Annotated in this window: 21 protein-coding genes and 1 pseudogene; 12 read left to right on the forward strand and 10 right to left on the reverse strand. The window is 70.1% G+C overall.

Annotation, left to right across the window (positions count from 1 at the left end):
- The first annotated feature begins 6 nt into the window (after nt 1-6).
- Nucleotides 7-828, forward strand: a complete 822-nt coding sequence (locus BHQ18_RS06025) for a MaoC/PaaZ C-terminal domain-containing protein (protein WP_069412647.1) — start codon at nt 7-9, stop codon at nt 826-828.
- Between the two features lie 42 nt (nt 829-870).
- Here BHQ18_RS06025 and BHQ18_RS06030 read toward each other — a convergent pair whose 3' ends face one another.
- Together BHQ18_RS06030 and BHQ18_RS06035 are read right to left on the reverse strand one after the other, a co-directional pair.
- Complete coding sequence (locus tag BHQ18_RS06030) at nt 871-1,518, reverse strand: TetR/AcrR family transcriptional regulator (RefSeq protein ID WP_069412648.1); 648 nt, start codon at nt 1,516-1,518, stop codon at nt 871-873.
- A gap of 59 nt (nt 1,519-1,577) precedes the next feature.
- Nucleotides 1,578-2,735, reverse strand: a complete 1,158-nt coding sequence (locus BHQ18_RS06035) for a glycoside hydrolase family 3 N-terminal domain-containing protein (RefSeq protein WP_165614537.1) — start codon at nt 2,733-2,735, stop codon at nt 1,578-1,580.
- A gap of 109 nt (nt 2,736-2,844) precedes the next feature.
- On the opposite strand from BHQ18_RS06035, the gene BHQ18_RS06040 reads away from it, so the two are divergent.
- Together BHQ18_RS06040 and BHQ18_RS06045 are read left to right on the forward strand one after the other, a co-directional pair.
- Entirely contained in the window at nt 2,845-3,018 is a 174-nt protein-coding gene (locus BHQ18_RS06040) for a DUF2613 domain-containing protein (protein ID WP_069412649.1), read from the forward strand.
- A 31-nt stretch (nt 3,019-3,049) separates the two neighbouring features.
- A complete protein-coding gene (locus BHQ18_RS06045; protein ID WP_234794085.1) occupies nt 3,050-7,261 on the forward strand; it encodes an alpha-(1->3)-arabinofuranosyltransferase in 4,212 nt (1,403 codons plus the stop codon).
- Here the strand turns inward: BHQ18_RS06045 and BHQ18_RS06050 are convergent.
- On the reverse strand, nt 7,254-8,846 hold the full coding sequence (locus BHQ18_RS06050; RefSeq protein ID WP_069412650.1) for an MFS transporter: 1,593 nt from the start codon (nt 8,844-8,846) through the stop codon (nt 7,254-7,256). The genes BHQ18_RS06045 and BHQ18_RS06050 overlap by 8 nt on opposite strands.
- 86 nt (nt 8,847-8,932) lie before the next feature.
- On the opposite strand from BHQ18_RS06050, the gene BHQ18_RS06055 reads away from it, so the two are divergent.
- Nucleotides 8,933-9,910 carry a phosphotriesterase family protein gene (locus BHQ18_RS06055; RefSeq protein WP_069412651.1) on the forward strand — a complete coding sequence of 326 codons (978 nt, stop codon included), beginning with the start codon at nt 8,933-8,935 and terminating at the stop codon, nt 9,908-9,910.
- Between the two features lies 1 nt (nt 9,911).
- Nucleotides 9,912-11,374, forward strand: a pseudogene (locus BHQ18_RS06060) (AMP-binding protein).
- A gap of 71 nt (nt 11,375-11,445) precedes the next feature.
- Here BHQ18_RS06060 and BHQ18_RS06065 read toward each other — a convergent pair.
- Nucleotides 11,446-12,567, reverse strand: coding sequence for an acyltransferase family protein (locus BHQ18_RS06065; protein WP_069412737.1), 1,122 nt, complete (start codon nt 12,565-12,567; stop codon nt 11,446-11,448).
- Between the two features lie 262 nt (nt 12,568-12,829).
- Between BHQ18_RS06065 and BHQ18_RS06070 the strand changes: the two genes are divergently transcribed.
- On the forward strand, nt 12,830-14,026 hold the full coding sequence (locus BHQ18_RS06070) for a cell envelope lipid trafficking protein PgfA (protein ID WP_069412652.1): 1,197 nt from the start codon (nt 12,830-12,832) through the stop codon (nt 14,024-14,026).
- A gap of 17 nt (nt 14,027-14,043) precedes the next feature.
- Nucleotides 14,044-15,681 carry an MmpA family trehalose lipid delivery protein gene (locus tag BHQ18_RS06075; protein ID WP_109789200.1) on the forward strand — a complete coding sequence of 546 codons (1,638 nt, stop codon included), beginning with the start codon at nt 14,044-14,046 and terminating at the stop codon, nt 15,679-15,681.
- Between the two features lie 7 nt (nt 15,682-15,688).
- Here BHQ18_RS06075 and BHQ18_RS06080 read toward each other — a convergent pair whose 3' ends face one another.
- Complete coding sequence (locus BHQ18_RS06080; RefSeq protein WP_069412653.1) at nt 15,689-16,093, reverse strand: type II toxin-antitoxin system VapC family toxin; 405 nt, start codon at nt 16,091-16,093, stop codon at nt 15,689-15,691.
- A gap of 1 nt (nt 16,094) precedes the next feature.
- Nucleotides 16,095-16,343, reverse strand: a complete 249-nt coding sequence (locus tag BHQ18_RS06085) for a type II toxin-antitoxin system Phd/YefM family antitoxin (RefSeq protein ID WP_069412654.1) — start codon at nt 16,341-16,343, stop codon at nt 16,095-16,097.
- A 106-nt stretch (nt 16,344-16,449) separates the two neighbouring features.
- Here BHQ18_RS06085 and BHQ18_RS06090 point away from each other — a divergent pair, with 106 nt between their 5' ends.
- A complete protein-coding gene (locus tag BHQ18_RS06090) occupies nt 16,450-16,671 on the forward strand; it encodes a YncE family protein (protein ID WP_069412655.1) in 222 nt (73 codons plus the stop codon).
- Between the two features lie 4 nt (nt 16,672-16,675).
- Here the strand turns inward: BHQ18_RS06090 and BHQ18_RS06095 are convergent, their stop codons facing one another.
- On the reverse strand, nt 16,676-17,836 hold the full coding sequence (locus tag BHQ18_RS06095) for a glycosyltransferase family 4 protein (protein WP_069412656.1): 1,161 nt from the start codon (nt 17,834-17,836) through the stop codon (nt 16,676-16,678).
- A 37-nt stretch (nt 17,837-17,873) separates the two neighbouring features.
- Between BHQ18_RS06095 and BHQ18_RS06100 the strand changes: the two genes are divergently transcribed.
- On the forward strand, nt 17,874-18,665 hold the full coding sequence (locus BHQ18_RS06100; RefSeq protein WP_069412657.1) for a class I SAM-dependent methyltransferase: 792 nt from the start codon (nt 17,874-17,876) through the stop codon (nt 18,663-18,665).
- Between the two features lie 14 nt (nt 18,666-18,679).
- On the forward strand, nt 18,680-20,155 hold the full coding sequence (locus tag BHQ18_RS06105) for an aldehyde dehydrogenase (protein ID WP_069412658.1): 1,476 nt from the start codon (nt 18,680-18,682) through the stop codon (nt 20,153-20,155).
- Between the two features lie 22 nt (nt 20,156-20,177).
- Here the strand turns inward: BHQ18_RS06105 and BHQ18_RS06110 are convergent, their stop codons facing one another.
- On the reverse strand, nt 20,178-22,013 hold the full coding sequence (locus BHQ18_RS06110) for an acyl-CoA dehydrogenase (RefSeq protein WP_069412659.1): 1,836 nt from the start codon (nt 22,011-22,013) through the stop codon (nt 20,178-20,180).
- 247 nt (nt 22,014-22,260) lie between these two features.
- Here BHQ18_RS06110 and BHQ18_RS30040 point away from each other — a divergent pair, with 247 nt between their 5' ends.
- Nucleotides 22,261-22,401 carry a hypothetical protein gene (locus BHQ18_RS30040; protein WP_165614538.1) on the forward strand — a complete coding sequence of 47 codons (141 nt, stop codon included), beginning with the start codon at nt 22,261-22,263 and terminating at the stop codon, nt 22,399-22,401.
- Nucleotides 22,402-22,472: 71 nt separating this feature from the next.
- A complete protein-coding gene (locus tag BHQ18_RS06115; protein WP_069412739.1) occupies nt 22,473-23,045 on the forward strand; it encodes a TetR/AcrR family transcriptional regulator in 573 nt (190 codons plus the stop codon).
- Here BHQ18_RS06115 and BHQ18_RS06120 read toward each other — a convergent pair.
- Together BHQ18_RS06120 and BHQ18_RS06125 are read right to left on the reverse strand one after the other, a co-directional pair.
- Nucleotides 23,011-23,562 (reverse strand): dihydrofolate reductase family protein, encoded by a 552-nt coding sequence (locus BHQ18_RS06120; protein ID WP_069412660.1) that lies wholly within the window; start codon nt 23,560-23,562, stop codon nt 23,011-23,013. The two genes, BHQ18_RS06115 and BHQ18_RS06120, sit on opposite strands and share 35 nt — an antisense overlap.
- A gap of 1 nt (nt 23,563) precedes the next feature.
- Nucleotides 23,564-24,481 carry a helix-turn-helix domain-containing protein gene (locus BHQ18_RS06125; RefSeq protein ID WP_069412661.1) on the reverse strand — a complete coding sequence of 306 codons (918 nt, stop codon included), beginning with the start codon at nt 24,479-24,481 and terminating at the stop codon, nt 23,564-23,566.
- Between the last annotated feature and the right edge of the window lie 55 nt (nt 24,482-24,536).

Raw genomic sequence — 24,536 nt, forward strand, 5'->3', positions numbered from 1 at the left:
GGCTTGATGAATCTCGCGCGCGCGGCGGCGGGTGCGCTGCCGTTCGTGCCGCGCGGTGAGACGCTGCCCGACCGCACGCTGACCGTCGACGAGTTGAGCATCGACCCGGCCAACGTCGCGGCGTACGCGGCGGTGACCGGTCTGCAGTTCGGTGACACGGTTCCGCTGACGTATCCGTTCGCGCTGACGTTCCCGACGCTGATGTCGTTGGTCACCGGGTTCGACTTCCCGTTCGCCGCAATGGGTTCGGTGCACATCGAGAACCACATCACCCAGCACCGGCCGATCGCGGTGACCGACACCGTCTCGGTGAAGGTGCGCGCCGAGAACCTCCGCGAGCACCGGCGCGGTCTGCTGGTCGACATCCTCACCGACGTCAACGTCGGCAACGAACTGGTCTGGCAGCAGGTGACGACGTTCCTGCACCAGCAGCGCACCAGCCTGTCCGACGAGCCCAAGCCGCCGCCGCAGAAGCAACCGAAGCTGGGCCCGCCGAACGCGGTGCTGCGCATCACGCCCGGCCAGATCCGGCACTACGCGTCGGTCGGCGGGGATCACAACCCGATCCACACCAACTCGGTGGCGGCCAAGCTGTTCGGCTTCCCGAGCGTGATCGCCCACGGAATGTTCAGCGCCGCAGCGGTTTTGGCGAACATCGAGGGGCAGCTGCCGAGCGCGGTGAAGTATTCGGTGAAGTTCGCCAAGCCGGTGGTGCTGCCCGCGAGCGCCGGCCTCTACGTCGACCGCGTCGCCGACGGCTGGGACCTGACGCTGCGGCACCTGAAGAAGGGCGACCCGCACCTGTTCGGCACGGTCCGCGCGCTGTAGGCGGGCACCTGATACCGGCCAGCAGACGCAAAGTGCCTCTATTCAGCCGCGAATCCGGTCACTTTGCGTCTGCTCGGCGTGGAGTCCGTCGCCGTGTTCGGCCGGGGTGCCCTTGAGGCCGCGCCAGAACAGGTTGATCATCAGCTCGGCGGCCTCGTTGACGTCGGCGTCGCCGGTGGACACCCGGCTGGCCACCGCCTCGCCGGCGCCCACCAGCGCGACGGCCATCATGTCGAAGTCGGTGTCGGGCTCGGGATTACGCGTGCCTGAGCGCAGCAGCCTGCCGACCAGGTCGATGATCCGCTCGCGGCCCTCCCGCACCGTGTGCGCGAACGCCTGCGAGCTGGTGGCCTGACTGTAGAGCACCATCCACGACGCCCGGTTGGCGTCGATGTAGTTCAGGAACGCCAGAACCGCGGTGCGCAGCAGGTCTTTCGGGCTCTGCTTGAAGTCGATCCGGCTGCGCACGTCGTCGACGAACCGGCCGAGTTCACGGTCCAGGCACGCGGCGAACAGCTCCTCCTTGGAGCCGTAGTACAGATACAGCATCGGCTTGGAGATCTGCGCCTGCGCCGCGATCGCGTCCATCGACGTCTCGTGGTAGCCGTTGACAGAGAAGATCTGCACCGCTGCGTCCAGCATCTGCTGCTCACGCACGGCGCGCGGCAACCGCTTGGTCCCACCGGCCATCCCACCAGGGTAAGCATCGGGCGGTGGGTGGGAATCAGCAGTGCCGGTCCCGGCGCCCGTCAGCAGCGCGGGTTGGGGCCCTTCATCCCGGCCAGCCGCAGCACCGACTCGTCGACCTTGGACATCGACAGCTCACCGGCGTCGAGTGCCTCTTCCAGCCGGTCGAGCACCGCGGGCACCTCGGCCGTCGTCACCCAGAGCGCGGTGTCGGCGCCGGCCTGCAGCCCGCGCAGCGCCGCCTCGGCCACCCCGAACCGGTCCGAGATCGCCTGCATCGACGAGATGTCGTCGGTGAAGACCGGGCCGTTGAACGGCGGGCCGCCGTAGTTGCCCGACCGCAGCAGCCCGTAGGCCGCCGGGCTCAGGCTGGCCGGATCGCTGCCGGTCAGGCCCGGCACCTGCATGTGCCCGACCATCACGCCGACCCGCCCCTGTGTCGTCAGGGTCCGGTACGGCACCAGGTCGGTCTGCTCCAGCTCGGCCAACGGCGGGCTGGTCACGCTGCCGGTGTGCGAGTCGCCCGAACCGCGGCCGTGGCCGGGGAAGTGCTTGAGCACCGGCATCACCCCGGCGTCGCGCAGTCCCCGCGCGTACGCGCCGGCGAAGTCAGTGACCACCGTTGGGTCCGACCCGAACGACCGGTCCCCGATCACGGTGTCGTCGGGCGCATCGGTGACGTCGACGACCGGCGCGAAGTCGATCGTGATACCCAGGTTGCGCATCGCCTGACCGCGCTGCAGCGCGATGTCGTAAACCTGCTCGGGCGTGCTGGATTGCGCGAGCACCCGCGGCGCCGGTTGGCTGCCGATCACCGACGACAGCCGTGACACCCGGCCGCCCTCCTCGTCGACGCTGACCGCCAGCGGCAGCGGGTTGGCCGACGCGGCGATCTCGGCGAGCGGACCTCCCAGCATCGACAGGTCGGTCCAGCTGCCGATCATGATGCCGCCGACGTGATGGTTGTCGACGACGGCGCGGGCGTCGGCCGCATCGGAGACCCCGACCATCAGCAGCTGCGCGAGCTTGTCGCGCTTCGACATCGCCGCCAGCAGCGCCGCACCGGTGCCGCACGCGGGCGCGGCCGGCGCCTCGGTGGCGGCCTTGGTGATCGGCGCCGACGACACCTCGACGGGCGGCGCGTCCTGGTCGGCGGGCGAACACGCCAGCAGAAGCCCGGCCACGGTCACCAGTGCGCAGAGTGCTCGGGTTCTCGCCATGGGCCTCGACACTAACCGCAGCACCCGCCCGGTTCTATCCCACGCCCGCATCCGCGTGGCGGAACCGTCGTTCATCAGCGCACATACCGCGCGTGCTAGTTTTGCCGACATGGATCGGTTCCTCGTGCCTGCCGCGGCCAGCATTGTGGTCGGACTGCTGCTGGGCGCGGCGGCGATCTTCGGTGTGACGCTGATGGTGCAGCAGGACAACAGGCCTCCGCTGCAAGCGGGCGATCCGGCGTCGTCGGTGCTCAACAGGGTCGAGTACGGCGACCGAAGCTGATTCCCGGGCCGCCGCCATCGGTCCGTCTGACGTGGGCCCGTCGCCCCTGCCCTCCGACGTCGAGACCGCTCCCCTGTCACGGCGCTGGCTCTGGGTGGCCGCCGCGGCCGCTCTCTTCCTGACCTTCGCCCAGTCCCCCGGGCAGATCTCCCCGGACACCAAGCTCGACCTGACCGCGAACCCGCTGCAGTTCCTGGCGCGCGCGTTCAACCTGTGGAACAGCGAGCTGCCGTTCGGCCAGGCGCAGAACCAGGCCTACGGCTACCTGTTCCCGCACGGCACCTTCTTCCTGATCGGCGACGTCGTCGGGCTGCCGGGCTGGGTGACCCAGCGGCTGTGGTGGGCGCTGCTGCTCGTCGTCGGCTTCTGGGGCGTCGTGCGGGTCGCCGAGGCGCTCGGCATCGGCAGCAGACCCTCGCGGGTGATCGCCGCGGTCGCCTACGCGCTGTCACCGCGCGCGCTGACCACGATCGGCGCCATCTCCTCGGAGACGCTGCCGATGATGCTGGCGCCGTGGGTGCTGCTCCCGGTGATCCTGGTGCTGCGCGGCGACCCTCGGGTGCGGCTGCTGGCGGCGCGTTCGGCGGTGGCGATCGCGCTGATGGGCGCGGTCAACGCGGTCGCGACGCTGACGGGCTGCCTGACCGCCGCGATCTGGCTGGCGTGTCACCGGCCGAACCGGACGTGGTGGCGCTTCACCGCGTGGTGGGCGCTGTGCATCGTGCTGGCGGTGACGTGGTGGGTCGTCGCGCTGGTGCTGCTCGGCCGGATCAGCCCGCCGTTCCTGGACTTCATCGAGTCCTCCGGCGTCACCACCCAGTGGATGTCGCTGACCGAGATGCTGCGCGGCACCCACGCCTGGACACCGTTCGTCGCGCCCAACGCGACCGCGGGCGCATCGCTGGTCACCACGTCGGTGGCCGTGCTGGCCACCACGCTGGTCGCCGCCGCCGGTCTGGCCGGGCTGGCCATGCGCACCATGCCCTACCGGGGCCGGCTGATCACGATCCTGCTGATCGGCGTCGCGCTGCTGGCCGCCGGCTACTCCGGTGGGCTGGGATCACCGGTGGCCGACCAGGTGCAGACCTTCCTCGACGCCGACGGCACCCCGCTGCGCAACCTGCACAAGCTCGACCCGCTGCTGCGCCTCCCGCTGGTGCTCGGGTTGGCGCATCTACTCGGGCGTATCCCGCTGCCGGGCAGCGTCCCGCGCGAGCGGTGGACCAGCGCGCTGGCACATCCCGAGCGGGACAAACGCATCGCCGTCGGGGTCATCGTGCTGGTCGCGCTGACCGCGGCCAGCTCGCTCGCGTGGACCGGAAGACTCACCGCGCCAGGCGCTTTCGACGCCATCCCGCAGTACTGGCACGACACCGCGGACTGGCTCGACGAGCACGCCACCGAGGGTCGGGTGCTCGTCGCGCCCGGCGCGCCGTTCGCCACCCAGGTGTGGGGCAACAGCCACGACGAGCCGCTGCAGGTGCTCGGCCGCACCCCGTGGGGGGTGCGGGATTCGATTCCGCTGACCCCGCCGCAGACCATCCGCGCGCTGGACTCGGTGCAGCGGCTGTTCGCCGCCGGACGGCCCTCCGACGGGCTCGCCGATACCCTTGCCCGCCAAGGCATTTCCTATGTCGTGGTGCGCAACGATCTGGACCCGGACACGTCGCGCTCGGCGCGTCCGATCCTGGTGCACCGGGCCGTCGACAACTCCCCGGGCCTGGAGAAGGTCGCCGAGTTCGGTGATCCGGTCGGGCCGGGCACGCTGGCCGGTTTCATCGCCGACAGCGGGCTGCGGCCGCGGTACCCGGCCGTCGAGATCTACCGGGTCACTGCGCCGACGACGCCGGTGCGGCCGTATCTGGTCGACACCGACCGGATGGCCCGCGTCGATGGGGCACCCGAGGCGCTGCTGCGGATCGACGAACGCCGCCGCCTGCTGGGCCAACCGCCGCTGGGCCCGATGCTGCTGACCGGCGACGCCGAACACGCCGGGGTGCCGACACCTCTGGTCACCGTCACCGACACGCCGCTGGCCCGCGAAACCGACTACGGCCGCGTCGACGACCACTCGTCGGCGATCCGCACACCCGGGGACGCGCGCAACACCCACAACCGGGTCCTCGACTATCCCGCTCCCGGAACAGATCTGGTGTACGGGCAGTGGAACGGCGGACGCATCTCGGTGTCCAGTTCGGCCGCGGACTCCACGGCCCTGCCCAACGTCGCACCGGCCACCGGACCCGCGGCCGCGATCGACGCCGACCCGTCGACGAGTTGGGTGTCCAACGCGCTGCAGGCCGCGATCGGCCAGTGGCTGCAGGTCGACTTCGACCATCCGGTCACCAACGCGACGATCACCGTCACGCCCAGCGCCACCGCGGTCGGCGCCCAGATCCGGCGGCTGGAGATCTCGACCGTCAACGGCACCAGCACCCTGCGCTTCGACGAGGCGGGTAAACCGCTGACCGCGGCGCTGCCGTACGGGGAGTCGCCGTGGGTGCGGGTCACCGCGGTGGCCACCGACGACGGCTCCCCGGGCGTGCAGTTCGGGCTCACCGACATCGCGGTCACCCAGTACGACGCGAACGGCTTCGCCCACCCCGTGAACCTGCGCCACACCGTCGCGGTACCCGGACCGCCACCGGGTTCGGCGGTGGCGCAATGGGATCTGGGTTCGGAGCTGCAGGGCCGCGGCGGCTGCGCGGAAAGCCCGACCGGCATCCGCTGCGCCGCGACGATGGCGCTGTCCCCCGAGGAACCGGTGAACCTGAGCCGGACGCTGACCGTACCGACGCCGATCGAGGTGACGCCGACGGTGTGGGTGCGCCCGCGCCAGGGTCCCCGGCTGGCCGACCTGATCGCCGCCCCAGGGGCTGCCCGCGCGTTCGGCGACGCCGACCCCATCGACGTCCTCGGCTCGGCCTACGCCGCCGCCGACGGCGACCCCGCCACCGCGTGGACCGCCCCGCAGCGCGTGGTGCAGCACCGCACGCCGCCGACGCTGACGCTCAAACTCCCCCGGCCCACGGAGGTCGCGGGCCTGCGGGTGACGCCGAGTTCCAGTGCGCTGCCCGCACATCCGACGATGCTGACCGTGGATCTCGGTGACGGCCCGCAGACCCGCCGGGTGGCCCGCGACGCCGGCACCCAGACCCTCGAGCTGAACCCCCGCGTCACCGACACCGTGACCGTGTCCATCCTCGGCTGGGACGACGTCATCGACCGCACCTCGCTCGGCTTCGACCAGCTCAAGCCGCCGGGGCTGGCCGAGGTGACCGCAGTCGACGGCCGCGGGGCCCCGATCGCGGCCGCCGACGCCGACGACAACCGTCAGCGCCGTATCGAATTGCCCTGCGGCCGTGGCCCGGTCATCGGTATCGCCGGACAGTTCGTGCAGACGTCGTTGACCGCGACCGTCGGGGAACTGCTCGACGGGCTGCCGGTCGCCGCGCAGCCGTGCCGCACCGACCCGATACCGGTGCCCGCCGGTCAGCAGGAGCTGGTGATCAGCCCCGGCGACACCTTCTTCGTCGACGGTGCGCAGCTGGCCGGACCGCGGGCGCACGAAATACGCCCGGCGCCAGCGGTTCCCGCGCAGACCGGCGACTGGGGCCCCGACCGCCGTGAGGTGACGGTGCCGCGCTCGGAGGCGTCGCGGGTGCTGGTGGTGCCGGAGAGTATCAACCCCGGGTGGGAGGCGCACACCGGCGACGGGACCCCGCTGAGCGCGATCACCGTCAACGGTTGGCAGCAGGGCTGGCTGCTGCCGCCGGGGACCGAAGGGCCGGTGACGCTGAGCTTCCCGTCGAACACGCCGTACCGTGCCGGGCTGGTCGGCGGGCTGGCGCTGCTGCCGGTGCTGTTCGCGTTGGCGCTCGTCCCGATGCGCAGACGGCCGGAGCCCGTTGAAGGGGCGCCGGCGTGGCGCCCGCGCCCGTGGGCGGTGGCCGCCGCGGTGCTGGGGGTCGGCGCGGTGGTCTCCGGGGTGGCCGGTGTGGTGGTCGTCGCGGCGGTGCTGGGTCTGCGGCACCTGCTGCGGCGCAACCAGAGACGACGTGAGGTGGCGACGGTCACGACGGCGGCGGGCGGTTTGATTCTCGCCGGCGCGGTCCTCAGCCAGAACCCGTGGCGGTCGGTCGAAGGTTACGTCGGGCATTCCTGGGGTGTGCAACTGCTGGCGTTGATCTCGCTGGCCGCGGTCGCGGCGTCGGCGGTCCCGTCGCGCGAACGGCTCAGTTGACCGCGATCAGGTGCTGCAGCGTCGGCTCACCGATGACGTACTTCTCGACCGCCTGTTCGGCGCGCAGGTCCTGACCCGTCTGCCGGATGATGTGCTGGCTCAGGTGCTCGGCCCACGACCGCACGATGAACGCCTCGACGAACGTGTTGGCGTGCTCACCGCTGCGGAACAGCCGCCACTGCGCGGCCCCGGTGCGCTGCCGCGAGCGGCCCACCCGCTGCATCGCGGCGATGAACGCGGCCTCGTCCTCGGGTGCGACGCGGTAGGACTTGAGCACCACGACCGGCCCGTCGGGCGGTTCGGGCTCGAACACCAGCGTCGGTTCGGGCCAGTGCCCCGACACCTCCACGTCGAGGTCGCCGGTGCCCGGGTGCAGCGGCCACCACAGCAGCGACACCGCGCACGCGACGAGCAGCGCGGCGCTGATCAGTAGCGCCGTCACGCTGCCCGCCGCCTCGGCGACCAGCCCCCAGACCAGCGACCCGATCGCCTGCCCGCCCATGAACACCAACTGGTACACCGACAGCCCCCGCGCCCGCACCCAGGCGGGCAGGCTCAGCTGCAGCGACGCGTTGAGCGTCGAGAGCGTCAACAGCCACGACAGCCCGCCGACGACCAGCGCGGCCATCACCACCGCGAACACCGGCACCAGCGCGAGCACGACGGTGGCGAGGGCGAATCCGACCGCGCCGGTCAGCAACAGCACGTTGCGACCGAACGCCAACTGCAACCGCGACAGCACCGTCGCCCCGCCCACCGCGCCCACGCCCAGCGCACCGAGCAGCATGCCGTAGCCCGCCGACGACAGGTGCAGTTGCCGGTCGGCGATCACCGCCAGTAACCCCCACAGCGCGCTGCCGGGGGCGATGAACAGCAACGCGCGCAGCAGGATCCGCCGCACCACCGGCGAGCTGCGGATGTAGCGCTGACCGGCGCTCAACGCGGCCAGCGGCCGCTCGGTGGGCAGCACCCGTTCCTCGGCTGGCCTGCGCCAGCCGATCAGCACCACGACGATCCCGACGAACGACACCGCGTTCAGCGCGAACACCATCGTCGGTCCCGACAGCGACACCAGCGCCCCGGCCACCGCCGGGCCGATCGCCCGAGCCAGGTTCATGCTCATGCTGGTCAGCGCTGCAGCGGCCGGAATCTGTTCGCGGGGAACCAGTTCCGGTTGGATCGCCTGCCACGCCGGCGCGGTCAGCGCCTGCCCGCAGCCGATCAGGAACAGCAACGTCAGCAGCAGGGCCGGGGTGGCCAACCCGACGCCGGTCAGCACCGCCAGCAGGGACACCCCGGCGGCCATCGCCGACTGGGTGGCGATCAGCAGCCTGCGTCGGTCGATGAGATCGGCCAGCACCCCGGACGGCAGGGCCAGCAGCATCACCGGCAGCGCGGTCGCGGTCTGCACCAGCGGCACCAGCACCGCCGCGCCCGGATCGGCGACCAGCATCCACTGTGCCCCGACCGTCTGCATCCAGGTGCCCAGGTTGGACACGAACTGCGCGATCCACAGCGCCCGGTACACCGGGGAGGAGAACGGCGCCCACGCCGAGGACGCGACGGGGCCAGGGGTTACCGCCATGTTCTCCGGCCTTTCCGATAAGGGACAGGACACCTGTACCCCGAATACACCGACACCCGGACAACTGCAGGCCTAGCATCGGCCGGGTGCCGCAGATCAACACCGCTCGCGGAGCGATCGACACCGCTGATCTCGGTGTCACGCTCATGCACGAGCACGTCTTCATCATGTCCACTGAGGTCGTCGAGAACCACCCCGAGGGCTGGGGCGACGAGGACCGGCGCATCGCCGCCGCGATCGAGCGCCTCAACGAACTGAAGTCGCGCGGCGTGGACAGCATCGTCGACCTCACGGTCATCGGGCTCGGCCGGTACCTGCCGCGGATCGCCAGGATCGCCGCGGCGACCGAGTTGAACATCGTGGTGGCCACCGGCCTGTACACCTACAACGACCTGCCCATGCACTTCCATTTCCGCGGTCCCGGCACCGCGCTGGGCGGCCCGGAGATCATGACCGAGATGTTCGTCCGCGACATCGAGGAAGGCTTCGCCGACACGGGCATCCGGGCGGCGATCCTCAAATGCGCCACCGACGAACCCGGTGTGACGCCCGGCGTCGAGCGGGTGCTGCGCGCGGTCGCGGCCGCGCACCGGCAGACCGGGGTGCCGATCTCCACCCACACCCACGCCGCCAGCCGGCGCGGCCTCGAACAGCAGCGGGTCTTCGCCGAGGAGGGCGTCGACCTGTCGCGCGTCGTCATCGGGCACTCCGGGGACACCACCGACATCGGCTACCTCGAAGAGCTCATCGCCGCCGGCTCCTACCTCGGGATGGACCGGTTCGGCGTGGACGCCTACCTGGGTTTCGAGGACCGGGTGAACACAGTGGCGACGATGTGTGAACGCGGCCACGCCGACAAGATGGTGTTATCCCACGACGCCTCATGCTATTTCGATGCGCTACCGGAGGAGACGCTGTCGGTGGCGATGCCGAACTGGCATTACCTGCACATCCACAACGACGTCATCCCCGCGCTCAAGGCTCGCGGTGTCACCGACGACCAGCTGACCACCATGCTGGTCGACAACCCGCGCCGCATCTTCGAAAACCGCGGCGGCTACTGATATGACCGAACCGATCCCGCCGATCAGCACCCAGATCTCGCGGCTCGCAGCGGCGGACCCGCACGCCCCGGCGCTCACCTGTTCGGGGACGACGATCACCAGGGCCGAACTCGACGCGTCCACCAACCGGCTGGCCCGCGCCTACGCCGAACTCGGTGTGCGGCAGGGTGATTACGTGACCGTCGTGCTACCCAACTCGATCGGGTGGGCGCAGGCGGTGGTGGCGGCGTGGAAGCTGGGCGCCGTGCCGCAGCCGCTGTCTCCGCGGCTGCCCGACGCCGAGTTGGCCGGCCTGCTGGAGCTCAAGCCCGCGCGTTGGTGGTCGGCCGCGACGACCCGACCGGTCGCACACCCAGTGTGCCCGCGGACTTTTCACCCGACCCGGCGCTGTCGGACGGGCCGCTGCCGGAACGGGTGTCGCCGGTGTTCAAGGCGATGGCCTCCGGCGGCAGCACGGGACGGCCCAAGCTCATCGAGTCCGGCAGCGACAGCCGGTTCCCGGCGCTGGCCGGGTACCCGCTCGGCGCGCAGGAGGGTGACGTCAACCTGCTCTCGGTGCCGTTGAGCCACAACACCGGTTTCACCACGTTCGCGATCGGGCTGGTGCAGGGCCACCACATGGTGATGATGCCGCGGTTCGACCCGCACGAATTCCTGCGGTTGGTCACCGAGCACCGCGTCACGTTCCTGACGACCGTGCCGACGATCATGCAGCGTCTGCTGCCGGTGTACCGCGAGAACCCGCAGGCCTACGATCTGTCGTCGATCCGCCGGTTCTGGCATCTGGCCGCGCCGTGCCCACCGGCGATCAAAAGGGCGTGGATCGAGCTGCTCAGCCCGGATGCGGTGTGGGAGCTGTACGGCGGCACCGAGTTACAGGCGCTGACGTTCATCTCCGGTGAGCAGTGGCTGGCGCACCCGGGGTCGGTGGGTGTCGTCGTGGCCGGTGAGATGAAGGTGCTCGACGACGACGGCAACGAGTGCCCGCCCGGCGTCGTCGGTGAGATCTACATGCGCCCGGTCCCGGGCAGCGCACCCACCTACCGCTACGTCGGTGCCACCGCGAAGTCGCGCGATGGTTGGGACTCACTGGGCGATCTCGGCTATTTCGACGCCGACGGGTTCCTGTACCTCAACGACCGCCGCGTCGACATGTTCACCGTCGGCGGCCGCAACGTCTACCCCGCCGAGATCGAGTCGGCGCTCAGCGAGCACCCGCAGGTGCTGTCGTGTCTGGTGGTCGGGGTGCCCGACGACGATCTGGGACAGGTGCCGCACGCGCTGGTGCAGGCCGACGGCCTCGACGAGGACGCCGTCATCGCGTTCCTGTCGCAGCGACTCGAGCACTACAAGGTGCCGCGCAGCGTGGAGTTCAGCGAGGTGCCGTTGCGTGACGACGCGGGCAAGGCGCGGCGTTCGGCGGTGCGCGATGAGGTTCTCGCGCGGGCCGCGCAATCCAACTAACGCGCGGGCCGCGCAATCCAACTAACGCGCGGGCCGCGCAATCCAACTAACGCGCGGGCCGCGCAATCCAACTAACGCGAGATCGGCTCGGCTGTGCCGCTGACCGACGAGTCCAGCGGCGGGACCGGACGCGCGCGCCGGAACTCCCAGCGCCGCAGCGCCTGTCGGCACGGCTCCTCGATCAGCGCGTAGCTGACCGCCGCGATCGCGAACCCGAAGATCAGCGTCAGCACCAGCACCACCGGCATGTTGCCGTTGAACGCGAACTGCCCGATCATCGGGAACACCATGGCCAGCGCGGCCAGGTGCCAGATGAACAGCCCGTAGGACCAGCGGCCGAGCGTGACCATCGTGGTGCTGCCGAGGATCCGGTGCGGGGTGCCGGGCCGGTCGAGCACCAGCGGCGCCAGCAGCGCGCCCGCCACCACGGCGCCCATCGCGGTCTTGACCGTCACCTGGGTGATGCTGCCGAACTGCAGGCCCTCGTTGCCGGCCAGCGGCGAGGCCGCCACCGCGAACGCGCCCGCCGCGACCAGCGCCATCACGATCGGCTGCCGGCCCACCCGGTGCGCCCAGCCCACCTTGGTCACGGTCAGTTCGGCCAGGATCATGCCGGCGGCGAACCAGGAGAAGAACGCCGGCGGCCAGTTCCACAGGTTGTGCCCGGTGTCCGGTTCGAACGGGATGCGGATCCAGAACAGGCTGGCCACCGCGGCCGCCGCCAGGACGGGGATACGCGCGCGCACCGGCACCCGTCGCACCAGCAGGGCCAGGAACGGCAGCGCGATATAGAAGGCCACCTCGACCGACAGGCTCCACATCTGGGTCAGCCCGGCGGTCAGCGTCAGCGGCACGTAGATCTGGGTGAGGGTGAGGTTGGCCAGCCAGACCGTCAGATCGGCGCGGGCGTCGACGGCCCCGGGCAGCAGCAGCAGGATGACCACCACCGCGACCAGGTAGGCCGGCATGATCCGGACCAGGCGTGAGCGCAGGTAGTGGCCGGTCGGCGGGACCGGACGCAGCCCCCGGGCGGCCGCGGCGTGCCCGCGCCACAGCAGGAACCCCGACAGCGCGAAGAACAACGCGACGGCCAGGTCGAACCGGCCCAGTACGCGGCCGGTGACACCGCTGGAATGGCCGGTCTGGAACGCCACGTGGGTGACGACGACGCCGATGGCCGCGCAGGCCCGCATGCCCTCGACCGCGGGGACGAAGCTGCGGGTGCCCCCGACGCCCTCGTCGGTCCCGTCGCGCTCAGCCACGTCGACTCTCAACCACGATGACCCTCAACCACGACGACGACCCTCACCACGATGACCAGTGTGCCGCCACGCTGCAAAACCGGTAAATAGGGGTAGTCCAGCGCGGGCGGCCATGCAACTAAACGACCGCCTTAACTTGGACTGTTAGTGTCGAACGGGTTTTTCGGGTCCTGCAGGTAAAAGGAGGCACGGTTTGAACCGCGCTGTCGCGCTGCGTATCGCCGCGTGCGGGATCTTGGGGCTGGGGGCCGCCCTGCTGATCGCCGCGCTGTTGCTGTCCACCTACACCGAGGGCAAGATCGCCAAGATCCCGCTGGACCTCGACGCCACCCTGGTCAGCGACGGCACCGGGACCGCGTTCAACCCGGCGTCGCTGAACGAGGAGCGCTTCGTCATCGACCGTGACGTACCGCTGGCGCTGCAGGAGCAGGTCTCGGTGGAGTCGCCGTCGAACGCCGATGTGGTGACGCTTCAGGTCGGCAGTTCCCTGCGCCGCACCGACCAGCAGCAGGACAACGGGCTGCTGCTGGCGATGGTGGACACCGTGACCGTCAACCGCAGCACCGCCGAGGCGGTGTCCAGCGAGAGCAACCCGGGCGGCGCGGTGCAGAAGCCGCGCGCCATCGACGACGACAAGCCGCCGACCAACATCGCGCTGCCGCACGAGGGCCTGGCCTACCGGTTCCCGTTCCACACCGAGAAGAAGACGTACTCGGTGTTCGACCCGATCGCGCAGAAGGCTTACGACGCCAACTACGACGGCGAAGAAGACGTCAACGGGCTGACCGCCTACAAGTTCACCCAGAACGTCGGCTACGACTCCGACGGCGAGCTGGTCGAGCCCGTCAGGTACGCCTCGCTCTACGAGGATGACGCCGACGCCGAGGTGACCGCCCGCGCCGCGATGTGGGGTGTGCCGGGCGAACCCGACGAGTCGATCACCATGGCGCGCTACTACGCGGCCAAACGCACCTTCTGGGTGGACCCGGTGTCGGGCACCATCGTCAAGAAGGAAGACCACGGCTATCACTACTACGCCCGCGAACCCCTCAAGCCCGAGGTGACGTTCGTCGACTACACGGTGACCTCCAACGAGGAGACGGTCGAGTCGCAGGTGGCCGCCGCCAGCGATGAGCGTGACCGGGTCGCCCTGTGGGGCCGGATCCTGCCGATCACGTTCACCGCGACCGGCCTGGTGCTGCTGGTCGGTGGGGCGCTACTCGGGTCGTTCAGCCTGCGCGCCGAATCCGCGCTGATCGATCCCGGCCTCGACGAGGCCGATCACGGGTTCTTCGACACCCAGGGCATCCAGGTGCCCGGCGCCGAGGCCAAGACCGAGAAGCTGCCCACCCAGCGGCCCAGCGACCTACCTCCGGACAGACCGGTCTGATCCGGGCGCGGTCGTCGGTGGTCGCGGCGTACGCGCTGCTGCTCGCCGTTGCGGTGACCGCACCGCTGTTCGCTCCCGGCTATCTGCTGCTGCGCGACGCGGTGTCCACGCCGCGTTCGTATCAGTCGGATGCGGCGCTGGGCCTGTCGGAGGCCGCGCCGCGCGCGTTGCCGCAGGACTTCTTCGTGGCCCTGGCCTCCTCGGTGATCGACGGCGGCGTGGTTGTCAAGGTGCTGCTGACCGCCGGGCTGTGGCTGGCCGGCTGGGGCGCGGCCCGGTTGGCGGCGACGGTGCTGCCGGCGGCGGGCCTGGCCGGGCAGTTCGTGGCGGCGACGCTGGCGGTATGGAATCCCTATGTCGCCGAACGGCTTCTGCAGGGTCACTGGAGCCTGCTGCTGGGCTACGGATGTCTGCCGTGGGTGGCGGTGGCGATGCTTGGGTTGCGCGCGTCGATGTCGTGGGGTGCGCTCGGCGCGCTGGTGTTCTGGATCGCGCTGGCCGGGCTGACTCCGACCGGGCTGGTGCTGGCGGCGACGGTCGCCTTGGTGTGTGTTGCGGTTGCCGGGCAAGGGCTTTCGCGCTTTTGGTGCGCGGCGGTCGGGCTGGGCGCGGCGGTGGTGGCGGCGCTGCCGTGGCTGGTCGCGGCCGCGGTCGCACGCTCGTTGTCGTCGTCGCAGGATCCGGCGGTGGGCGCGTTCGCGGCGCGCGCCGAACCGGGCCTGGGAACCCTGTTCAGCCTGGCCGGCCTGGGTGGCATCTGGAACAGCGACGCGGTACCGGGCTCGCGCACAACACTTTTCGCTGTCGTGGCGACAGCGGTTCTGGTGGGTGTGGTGGTGCTCGGTCTGCCCGCCGCGGTGCGCCGACCGGCGGCGGTGCCGCTGCTGGTGCTCGCCGGTGTCGCGGTCGTTGTGCCCGCGCTGATGGCGACCGGGCCCGGCCTGGTGGTCACCGAAGCGGTGATCCACACGCTGCCGGGGCTCGGGATCGTGCGCGACGGGCAGAAGTGGGTGGCGCTGGCGATGCCGGGTTATGCGGTCGCGGGGGCGGGTGCGGTGCTGGCACTGCGACGCATCCCGGCGGCGGCGACGGCGGCGGTGTGCTGTGCGGCGCTGCTCGCGGTGCTGCCGGACCTGGCCTGGGGGGTGGGCGGCAAGGTGTCGGCGGTGCAGTATCCGCCGGGTTGGGCGCGGGTGGCGGCGATGGTCAACGCCGACCCGCGGCCGGTGGCGGTGCTGCCGGTCGACAGCATGCGCCGCTTCGACTGGGCCGGTGAGGCACCGGTGCTCGATCCCCTGCCGCGCTGGGTCCGCGCCGACGTGCTCAGCACCGGGGACCTGCAGATCGGGTCTCGGACGGTGTACGGCGAGGGGCGGCGCGCGCGCGACGTGCAAGAGCTGTTGCTGCGTGGGGTGGACCAGAACCTGCTCGCCGACGCCGGTGTCGGATGGGTGGTGGTCGAATCCAACGGGTCGACAGAGCGTTTGGCCTTGCCGGTCGCCTACACCGACGAGGACGTCACGCTCTACCGGGTGGGCGGGTCGGCGCCGGCAGCCGAGGGTCGGACGATCGTGTTGATCGCGCACCTGGCGTGGTTGGCAATGCTCGTCGCGGGCGCCGGTGTGGCGCTGCATCACCGTTTCCGGCGTAGATGATCGGTTCTCACACGGCGACAACGCGAATCAGATCGTCGAGCCCCCTGAAGTCATCGGCGTTGCGCGTGTACAGATCCAGTTGATGCGCGTGCGCAGTCGCAGCGATCAGAAGGTTGGCGAATCGCTTTCGCGGCGTGCGTCGCTTGGCAACCGCAGCGGCCACCACAAGTGAGTAGCTACGGACAGCGGCGGTGTCGAAGGAGATGGGCTCGAAAAGCGATTCCACTTCTTGCAGGCGAGTCTGACGCTTGGCAGCCTCGCTCGGGTCGGCGGCGAGGAGCGGGCCCGCGGCGAGTTCAGCGGCTGTCACGGCCGAGATCGCCACCTCGTCCGGCAGGGACGCTACGACAACCGGGTCATGCCAGTCGATCACGATCGACGTGTCCAGTAACCCCGCGGCACGCCCAGCCACGCTAAACGCCCTGATCGATCGCGTGGTCCAGCTCAGCGCGGAACTTGCGGTGGTCGATGCGTACCCCCGTCGACGCCAGCCTTGCGATCTCGTCACGGGAGACGAAGGTGCGGCGCCCGCCCCGGATCGGACGCAGTTCGGCCACCGGTTCGCCGTTTCGCGTCACAACGAAGGTCTCACCCGCGGTCACCGCATCGATGACCTTCGCGTTCTCGTTACGCAAGTCGCGCTGGGGGATCGTACGCCTCATCGGGCCAGTGTAGCAACGTATGCTACGCTGCGCTACGCTCGATTAGACGACGCCGCTCGGGTTCCTTCCGGCATGCACGGACTCCAGCACCGCACGCATCGCAGAAGTGCCTTGCAGCCCGGACGGGACACGGCTCTACGTCACCGGCGACGAACTTCTCTACGTCCATGACGCGGCCAGCGGGGAGATCCTGCAGACGATTGAGATACCCGAAGGAGATAACCAGCTGATCGTCGGCGCGGACGGGACCGTCTATGCCGCGACGCGCAGCGGGTGGATCCAGACGCTCAGTCCGATCATCGAATCGGGCGGGACCATCAGCGCTTAGGGGGTCAGACGACGCCGCTCAGGTACTTGCCGGCGTGCACCGACTCCAGCACCGCGCGCATGGCGGAAGCGCTTTGCTGCCAAGAGAACTCGCCGCACCGGGCGTGCGCCTTGGTGCCCAGCTGTTCGCGCAGCACGCCGTCGGACAGCACGTTGCCGAGCGCCTGGACCAGTCCGTCGAAGTCGTCGACCAGCAGGCCGGTCACCCCGTCGACGATCGAGTCGGTCAGCCCGCCCGAGGACCGGTAGCCGATCGTGGGCACCGCGTGCTGGCCCGCCTCGATGACGGCCAACGCCCAACCCTCTTTCCGGGACGGCAGCACGTGCACCCACGCCTGTTGCAGCACATGGTGTTTGGTCTCGTCGTCGACGTGGCCGTGAAAGGTGACGGCGTCGGAGATGCCCAGCAGCTCGGCATGCTCGACCAGCCGCCGCTCCCACCAGCCGCCGCCGACAACGTCGAGTTGCAACCCCGGCACGCGAGACCGCAGCGCCGCCACCGCTTCGAGCGCGTCCTCGATCTGCTTGTGCGGCACCAGCCGTGACAACACCACCACCCGCGGCGTGGACGCCCGCTCGGCGGTCAACGTCGACGGCGGCGCCTCGTCGAGGCCGTTGCGCACCACCGCGATCTGGCCGGGCCGCACGCCCAGCGAGGTGAGATCGCGCGCCGACGGCGGCGACACCGTCACGTACTGGTTGCGGCGATGCGCGCGCGGGGACAGCTTCGATTCGACGAACCATCCGAGCCGGCCGACCACCGCGCCCGCGACCGGCCACTGCTCGCGGTGGCAGTGGTGCACGAGCACGGCGACCCGCCGCCCGTAGGCCAGCCGGGCCATGAACGGGATCCCGTTCTGCGTGTCGACCACCACGTCGGGTTTCGCGTGCCGCAGCGGTCCGAGACCGAACCGGGCCAGCACCATCGCCAGGCCCGCCCAGATGTAGACCGTGTAGCGACCGCCGCCGCGGCTGACCCGCACACCGTCGACGACCTCGCGGCGCGCCGCCCCGGGATAGCTCGCGGTGCGCAACGTCACCTCGACGCCGGCGGCGACCAGTTGCGCGCCGATGCGCTGCAGGTAGGCCTCGCTGCCGCCGCCCTGCGGGTGACCGGTGTCGCGCCAGCACAGCAGCAACACCGATTTGAAGGGGCGGGCAGACATCACCGGACAGAGTAGTCGCTGCGTAGGGTTCGAGTTCATGCCCGTCACGCAGCGGTTGGCACGCAGGGCGACGCTGTCGCGCTCGCTGCGGCTGCTCGGCGCGTTCCGCTTCGAGCAGAGCGATCCGGCCCGCTTCTACGGCGCCCTCGCCGAGGACACCGCCGCGATGGTCGCCGACCTGTGGCGCGACGCGGTCGGGTCGCCGCCGGACGGCCGGACCGTGCTCGACGTCGGCGGCGGTCCGGGATATTTCTCCGAGGCGTTCGTCGTCACCGGTTTCCACTACATCGGCGTCGAACCCGACCCGGCGGAGATGCACGCGGGGCCCGCGCTGACCTCGGACGCGACCTATGTGCGGGCCTCCGGGACCGCGCTGCCGTTCGCCGACGCCAGCGTCGACGTGTGCCTGTCGTCGAATGTCGCCGAACACGTCGCGCAGCCCTGGCGGATGGGCGCCGAGATGCTGCGGGTGACCCGGCCCGGCGGCCTGGTGATCCTGTCGTACACGGTGTGGCTGGGGCCGTTCGGCGGCCACGAGACCGGGCTGTGGCACTACCTGGGCGGCGCCCGGGCGGCGCGCCGCTACACCCGCCGGCACGGTCATCCGCCGAAGAACAACTACGGCTCGTCACTGTTCGCGGTCAGCGCCGCCGACGGGCTCGAATGGGCGCGGAGCACGGGCGCTCTGCTGGCCGCATTTCCCCGCTACCACCCGCGATGGGCCTGGCCGCTGGCGAAGGTGCCGGTGCTGCGGGAGTTCCTGGTGAGCAACTTGGTGCTGGTCCTGAGCCCTCAGACTGCAACAGGTTCTCGTTTTGACCCGCGGTAGGTAATGTGACGGCCATGACACAGAGCACCGCGTTCAAGACCGAGTGGGACAAGCTGTTCATCGGCGGTAAGTGGGTCGAACCGGCCACCTCCGACGTGATCGAGGTGCACTCCCCCGCGACCGGTGAACTGGTCGGCAAGGTGCCGCTGGCGTCGGCCGCCGACGTCGAGGCCGCCTGCGCCGCGGCCCGCAAGGCGTTCGACGAGGGCCCGTGGCCGCACAAGTCACCGCAGGAGCGCGCCGCCGTGCTGGCCGCCGCGGTCAAGCTGATGGAGGAGCGCGGCGACGAACTGAAGTTCCTGCTGGCCGCCGAGACCGGTCAGCCGCAGACCATCGTCGACATGATGCAGTACGGCGCCGCGATGTCGTCGTTCCAGTACTACGCCGGTGCGGCCGACAAGTTCGTGTGGAAGGAGATCCGCGACGGCATCTACGGCCAGACCCTGGTCGTGCGCGAACCGATCGGCGTCGTCGGCGCCGTCACCGCGTGGAACGTGCCGTTCTTCCTGGCCGCCAACAAGCTGGGGCCCGCGCTGCTGGCCGGCTGCACCATTGTGCTCAAGCCGGCCGCCGAGACACCGCTGTCGGTGTTCGCGATGGCCGAGATGTTCGCCGAGGCCGGGCTGCCCGAAGGCGTGCTGTCGATCGTGCCGGGCGGACCGGAGACCGGCCGGGCGCTGACCGCCAGCGACCTGATCGACAAGTACACGTTCACCGGCAGCTCCGCGGTCGGCAAGGAGATCGCCAAGATCGCCGCCGAGAAGCTCAAGCCGTGCACGCTGGAACTCGGCGGTAAGTCCGCCGCGATCATCCTCGAGGACGCCGACCTGGACTCCACGCTGCCGATGCTGGGCTTCTCCGGTGTGATGAACAGCGGTCAGGCGTGCGTCGCGCAGACCCGCATCCTGGCGCCGCGCTCGCGCTACGACGAGGTGGTCGAGAAGGTCGCCAACTTCATCTCCGCGATGCCGGTCGGTACCCCCGACGACCCGAACGCCGCGATCGGCCCGCTGATCTCGGAGAAGCAGCGTGACCGCGTCGAGTCCTACATCAAGAAGGGTGTCGACGAAGGTGCGCGGCTGGTCACCGGCGGCGGCCGCCCCGAGGGCCTGGACAACGGCTGGTTCGTCGAGCCGACGGTGTTCGCCGACGTCGACAACTCGATGACGATCGCGCAGGAGGAGATCTTCGGCCCCGTGCTGGCGGTGATCCCCTACGAGACCGAAGAGGACGCGATCCGCATCGCCAACGACTCGGTGTACGGGCTGGCCGGCTCGGTGTGGACGACCGACAACAAGAAGGCGCTCGAGGTCGCGTCGAAGATCCGCACCGGCACCTACGCGGTCAACATGTACGCGTTCGATCCCGGCGCCCCGTTCGGCGGCTACAAGAACTCCGGCATCGGCCGCGAGAACGGCCCCGAGGGCATCGAGGCCTACGTCGAGCACAAGAGCGTGCTGTTGCCGTTCGGCTACACCCCCGAGGACTGAGCCCCTCCGCGCCGAGCGCTGTTTAGAAGGCCGCCTCGGGTAGCTCCATGACCGTCAGATCGACGTTGTCGACGATCCGCCGTTCGGCGGTCAGCCGCGGTAACACGTTGGCCGCGAAGAAATCCGCGGCGGCGACCTTGCCGGCGTAGAACGCGCGGTCGCCCTCGGCGGGACCCTCGTCCAGGGCGACCAGGGCGATCTCGGCCTGCACGAGCAGCAGCCAGCCGATCACCAGGTCGCCGACCGCCATCAGGAACGGCACCGACTGCAACCCGAGCCGGTACAACTGTCGGGCGTCCTCCTGCGCCGAGAGCAGATAACCCGTCAGCGTCGCCGCCATCGCCTGCACGTCCTGCAGCGCGGTCGCCAGAAGCGCTCGGCCACCGGCCAATTCGGTGCGGCCTGACTCGGCGCCGACGAACTGCTGGATCTGACCGGCCAGGTGCGCCAGCGCCGCACCCTGATCGCGGGCGATCTTGCGGAAGAAGAAGTCCTGCGCCTGGATCGCGGTGGTGCCCTCGTAGAGCGAGTCGATCTTGGCGTCGCGGATGTACTGCTCGACCGGATAGTCCTGCAGGAAGCCCGAACCCCCGAAGGTCTGCAGCGACTCGGTCAGGCACTGATACGCCCGTTCGGACCCGACGCCCTTGACGATCGGCAGCAGCAGGTCGTTGATCCGGTTCGCCATGTCGGCGTCGGCACCCGAAACCAGCTGCGCCGCAACCGGGTCCTGGTGCGCGGCGGTGTACAGGTACAGCGCCCGCAGGCCCTCCGCGTAGGACTTCTGCGTCATCAGGGCCCTGCGCACGTCGGGGTGGTGGATGATCGTCACGCGTGGGGCCAGCTTGTCGGTCATCTGCGTCATGTCCGCGCCCTGCACCCGCGTCTTGGCGTAGTCCAGCGCGTTCAGGTAGCCGGTGGACAGCGTCGCGATCGCCTTGGTGCCCACCATCATCCGGGCATATTCGATGACCCGGAACATCTGCGCGATCCCGTTGTGGGTGTCGTTGACCAGCCACCCGACCGCGGGCACGCCGTGCTGCCCGAAGGTCAGCTCGCACGTCGCCGACACCTTCAGCCCCATCTTGTGCTCGAGGCCGGTGACGAACACCCCGTTGCGCTCGCCGAGCTCGCCGGTCTGCGGGTCGAAATGGAACTTCGGTACCAGGAACAGGCTCAGTCCCTTGGTGCCCGGGCCCGCTCCCTCGGGCCGGGCCAGCACGACGTGCATGATGTTCTCGAACAGGTCGTCGGTGTCGCCGTTGGTGATGAACCGCTTCACCCCGTCGAGATGCCATGTGCCGTCGGGTTGTTCGACGGCCTTGGTGCGCCCGGCGCCCACGTCCGAACCCGCATCGGGTTCGGTGAGCACCATCGTCGCGCCCCAGTTGCGCTCGATCATCAGCGCGGCCCAGTGCCGCTGCTGTTCGTTGCCGATGCCGTGCAGGATCTCGGCCATCTTCGAACCGGCCTGGTACATGAACGCCGCCGGTTGCGCGCCGAGTGCGAGTTCGTTGATCGCCCACTCCACGGTGGCGGGCGCGGACACCCCGCCGATGGCCTCGGGTACGCCCACCCGGAACCACTCGCCCTGGTGCCAGGCGCGGAACGACTTCTTGAACGCCTCCGGCAGCGTCACGGTGTGCGCCGCGGGGTCGAACGTCGGCGGATGGCGGTCGCCGTCGGCGAACGACTCGGCCAGCGGGCCTTCGGCCTGGCGGGCCGCCTCGTCGAGCATCTGTCGTACCGAATCGACGTCGAGGTCGGCGAACTCGCCGGTCGCCAGGACCTTCTCCAGCTGCAGCACCTCGAACAGGTTGAACTCGAGGTCGCGTACGTTGCTCCTGTAGTGGCCCATGCGAGCGTCCTTCCGTGGCGCGGTAGGCCCCTACCGTAGTCCGCTGACCCGCTCGCCGAGCTGTGGATTGCAGCCGCGTCGAGATTATGGTCCGGTGCATAATCGTGTGGCGGGCCGCGTCCGGAGTTCGGCGGGGTTCACACGTCTGAGCTGCATGTACATGCTCACGCCGTGTGACGTGGAATACAAACCTTGCTGCCGGGTGTTACGGCTTTTATGCTGTCCGTCATACCGTCAGGAGGCGCCGATGTGGATCGTCGAGGTCAACTTCGCCGGCTATCAGTTCACGCATCGCGTCCATGACCGCCACCGCGCGACCCGCCGGGGCCGGTCGATCCTCCGCCTGAGCCCGCTCTCATGGCGCGCGCGCCGCGCCGGGACCGCCTGACCACCCCACTGGAGGCCGAGCTGTCCGCCGCTGCCACTGCCCCGAAGAAACGGGGGTCGACGCGCACCAACATGTTGATCAGCGCCGCCGAGGTGCTGCGCGAACGCGGCGCGGCCGGGGTCACGATCGACGAGGTGCTCGCCCGCAGCGGCGCCCCGCGCGGTTCGGTCTACTACCACTTCCCTTCGGGCCGCAATCAGATCCTGACCGAGGCGCTGCAATATGCGGGCGACGAGATCACCGGCGTCATCGACGAGGCCGCGACCCGCGGTGGGATGTACCTGGTCCGCAAGTTCGTCGCGTTCTGGGAGGAACTGCTCGTCGAAAGCGACTTCGCCGCGGGATGTCCCGTGGTGGCGGCGGCCATCGGGGCGGCCGACGCGGAACCGCAGCTGACATCGGTGGCCGGCAGCATCTTCACGCATTGGCGCGCCGGACTGACCCGCGCGTTCGTCTCCGACGGATTCGGCGACACCGACGCGGCGTCCTTGGCGATCACGTGCATCGCCACGCTCGAAGGCGCCGTGGTGCTGTGCCGGTCCACCCGCACCGTCGACCCGCTGCGCGACGTCGCCGAGCAGCTCGAATTCCTGATCAGATCAAGGGAATTCATCCGTCGCTACGGCGTGCCGGACCGGAGTTGACGGCGCGCCAGCGCGCGCACACGAAGTCGCGGTTGACCGCCGCCTCCGTCAGGGCCCATTCCGAGCGCATCGGCAGCACCGGTGACCCCGCGCCCAGTGAGCACGGCGCGTAGCTGACGACCATCTCGTCTATCAGGCCCGCGGCGGCGAACTGCGCGGCCACGTCGCCGCCGCCGACCACCCATACATCCTTGCCGGCCGCGGCGGCGACCAGCTCCGGGTGCAGTTGGGCGACATCACCGGCGAAGACCTCGACCGCATGGGCCTTTTCGACGATCTGCGGTCGGTGCGTGATCACCCACGACGGCTGCTCGTACATCCAGTCGCCCGGATGATTGCCGACGATCCACTCGTAGGTCGCCGACCCCATCACCACCGCGCCGATCGTCGCGATGAACGCGTCGTAGTTGAACGGTCCGGTCTGGTCGATGTCGCGCGACGTGAGCCAGTCCAGGCTGTCGTCGGTGTCGACGATGTACCCGTCGAGGCTGGACGCGGTGTAGTAGACGGTCGCCAATTCAGTTGCCTCTCATCCATTCCAGGGGATCGCCGCGGTGGGTCTGCACGCCGTGCCGGGCCAGCATCGAACGGGCCAGCCCGCGCCGCAGCGCCGCGTAATTCAGCACGTGCGCGATGATCCCGTACAGCTGGAACGACTCGGGCGGGTCGCACAGCGCATCGATCACGGTGTCACCGAGGCGCCCGTCGGCCGAGTATTCGGAAACCATTGCGGCCCAGCGCTCGCCGATGACGATGTGGTGCGCGCACAGCTGAGCGGGGCTGGTCGTCGCCGCGCGGGTGGCCGACCGGTCCGGGAAGTCGCGGCCCTCGATGGTGGCCAGCCAGACCTCCTTGGTCCAGACGATCGCGCCGAGCACGTCTCCGACACTGGGTTCGGGGCCGTCCCAGTCGAGGACCACCTGTCCCGGCGCGACGGGCTCGGTCCACTGGTCGGCGCTCAGGTCGCCGGCGCGTCCGATCAGGTAGCCGGTGTCGGCGATGTCGTGCGCCACCATCAGTTGCGAGATGTCGGGCTCCTTGGCGTCGCCGGCGCTGTCGAGCCACAGCGAACCGGGGGGATGGAAGTGCAGGCCGTTGGGCGCGTTCACCCGGAAGCCGACGTCGGCCGCGCGCGACGGCGGAACCCCGAACGTGCGCCGGAACGCCCGCGAGAACACCTCGGCCGAACTCCAGCCCTCGTCGGCGGCGACGCTCGTCACCTTCTCGCCGCGCTGCAGTCGCCACGCGGCCCGCTCGAGCATGATGCGCCGCCGCATCGCGGCCGGCGACTCACCGGTGAGGCGGCGGATCTCGCGCGAGAAGTGGAACTCCGAGGCGTGGCTGCTGCGCGCCATGTCCTCGACACCGCTGTTGTCGGCGTCGACGACGGCGTCGAGTAGTTCCCGCAGCCGATCCCGGCGTGGTCCTGGGCTCACGTTGACCGAGTATGGACCTGCGGCACCGGTCAGTACATGACTATTCCTGCTGCGT

Source organism: Mycolicibacterium flavescens (assembly GCF_001722335.1).
GTDB classification, from domain to species: Bacteria; Actinomycetota; Actinomycetes; order Mycobacteriales; family Mycobacteriaceae; genus Mycobacterium; species Mycobacterium flavescens.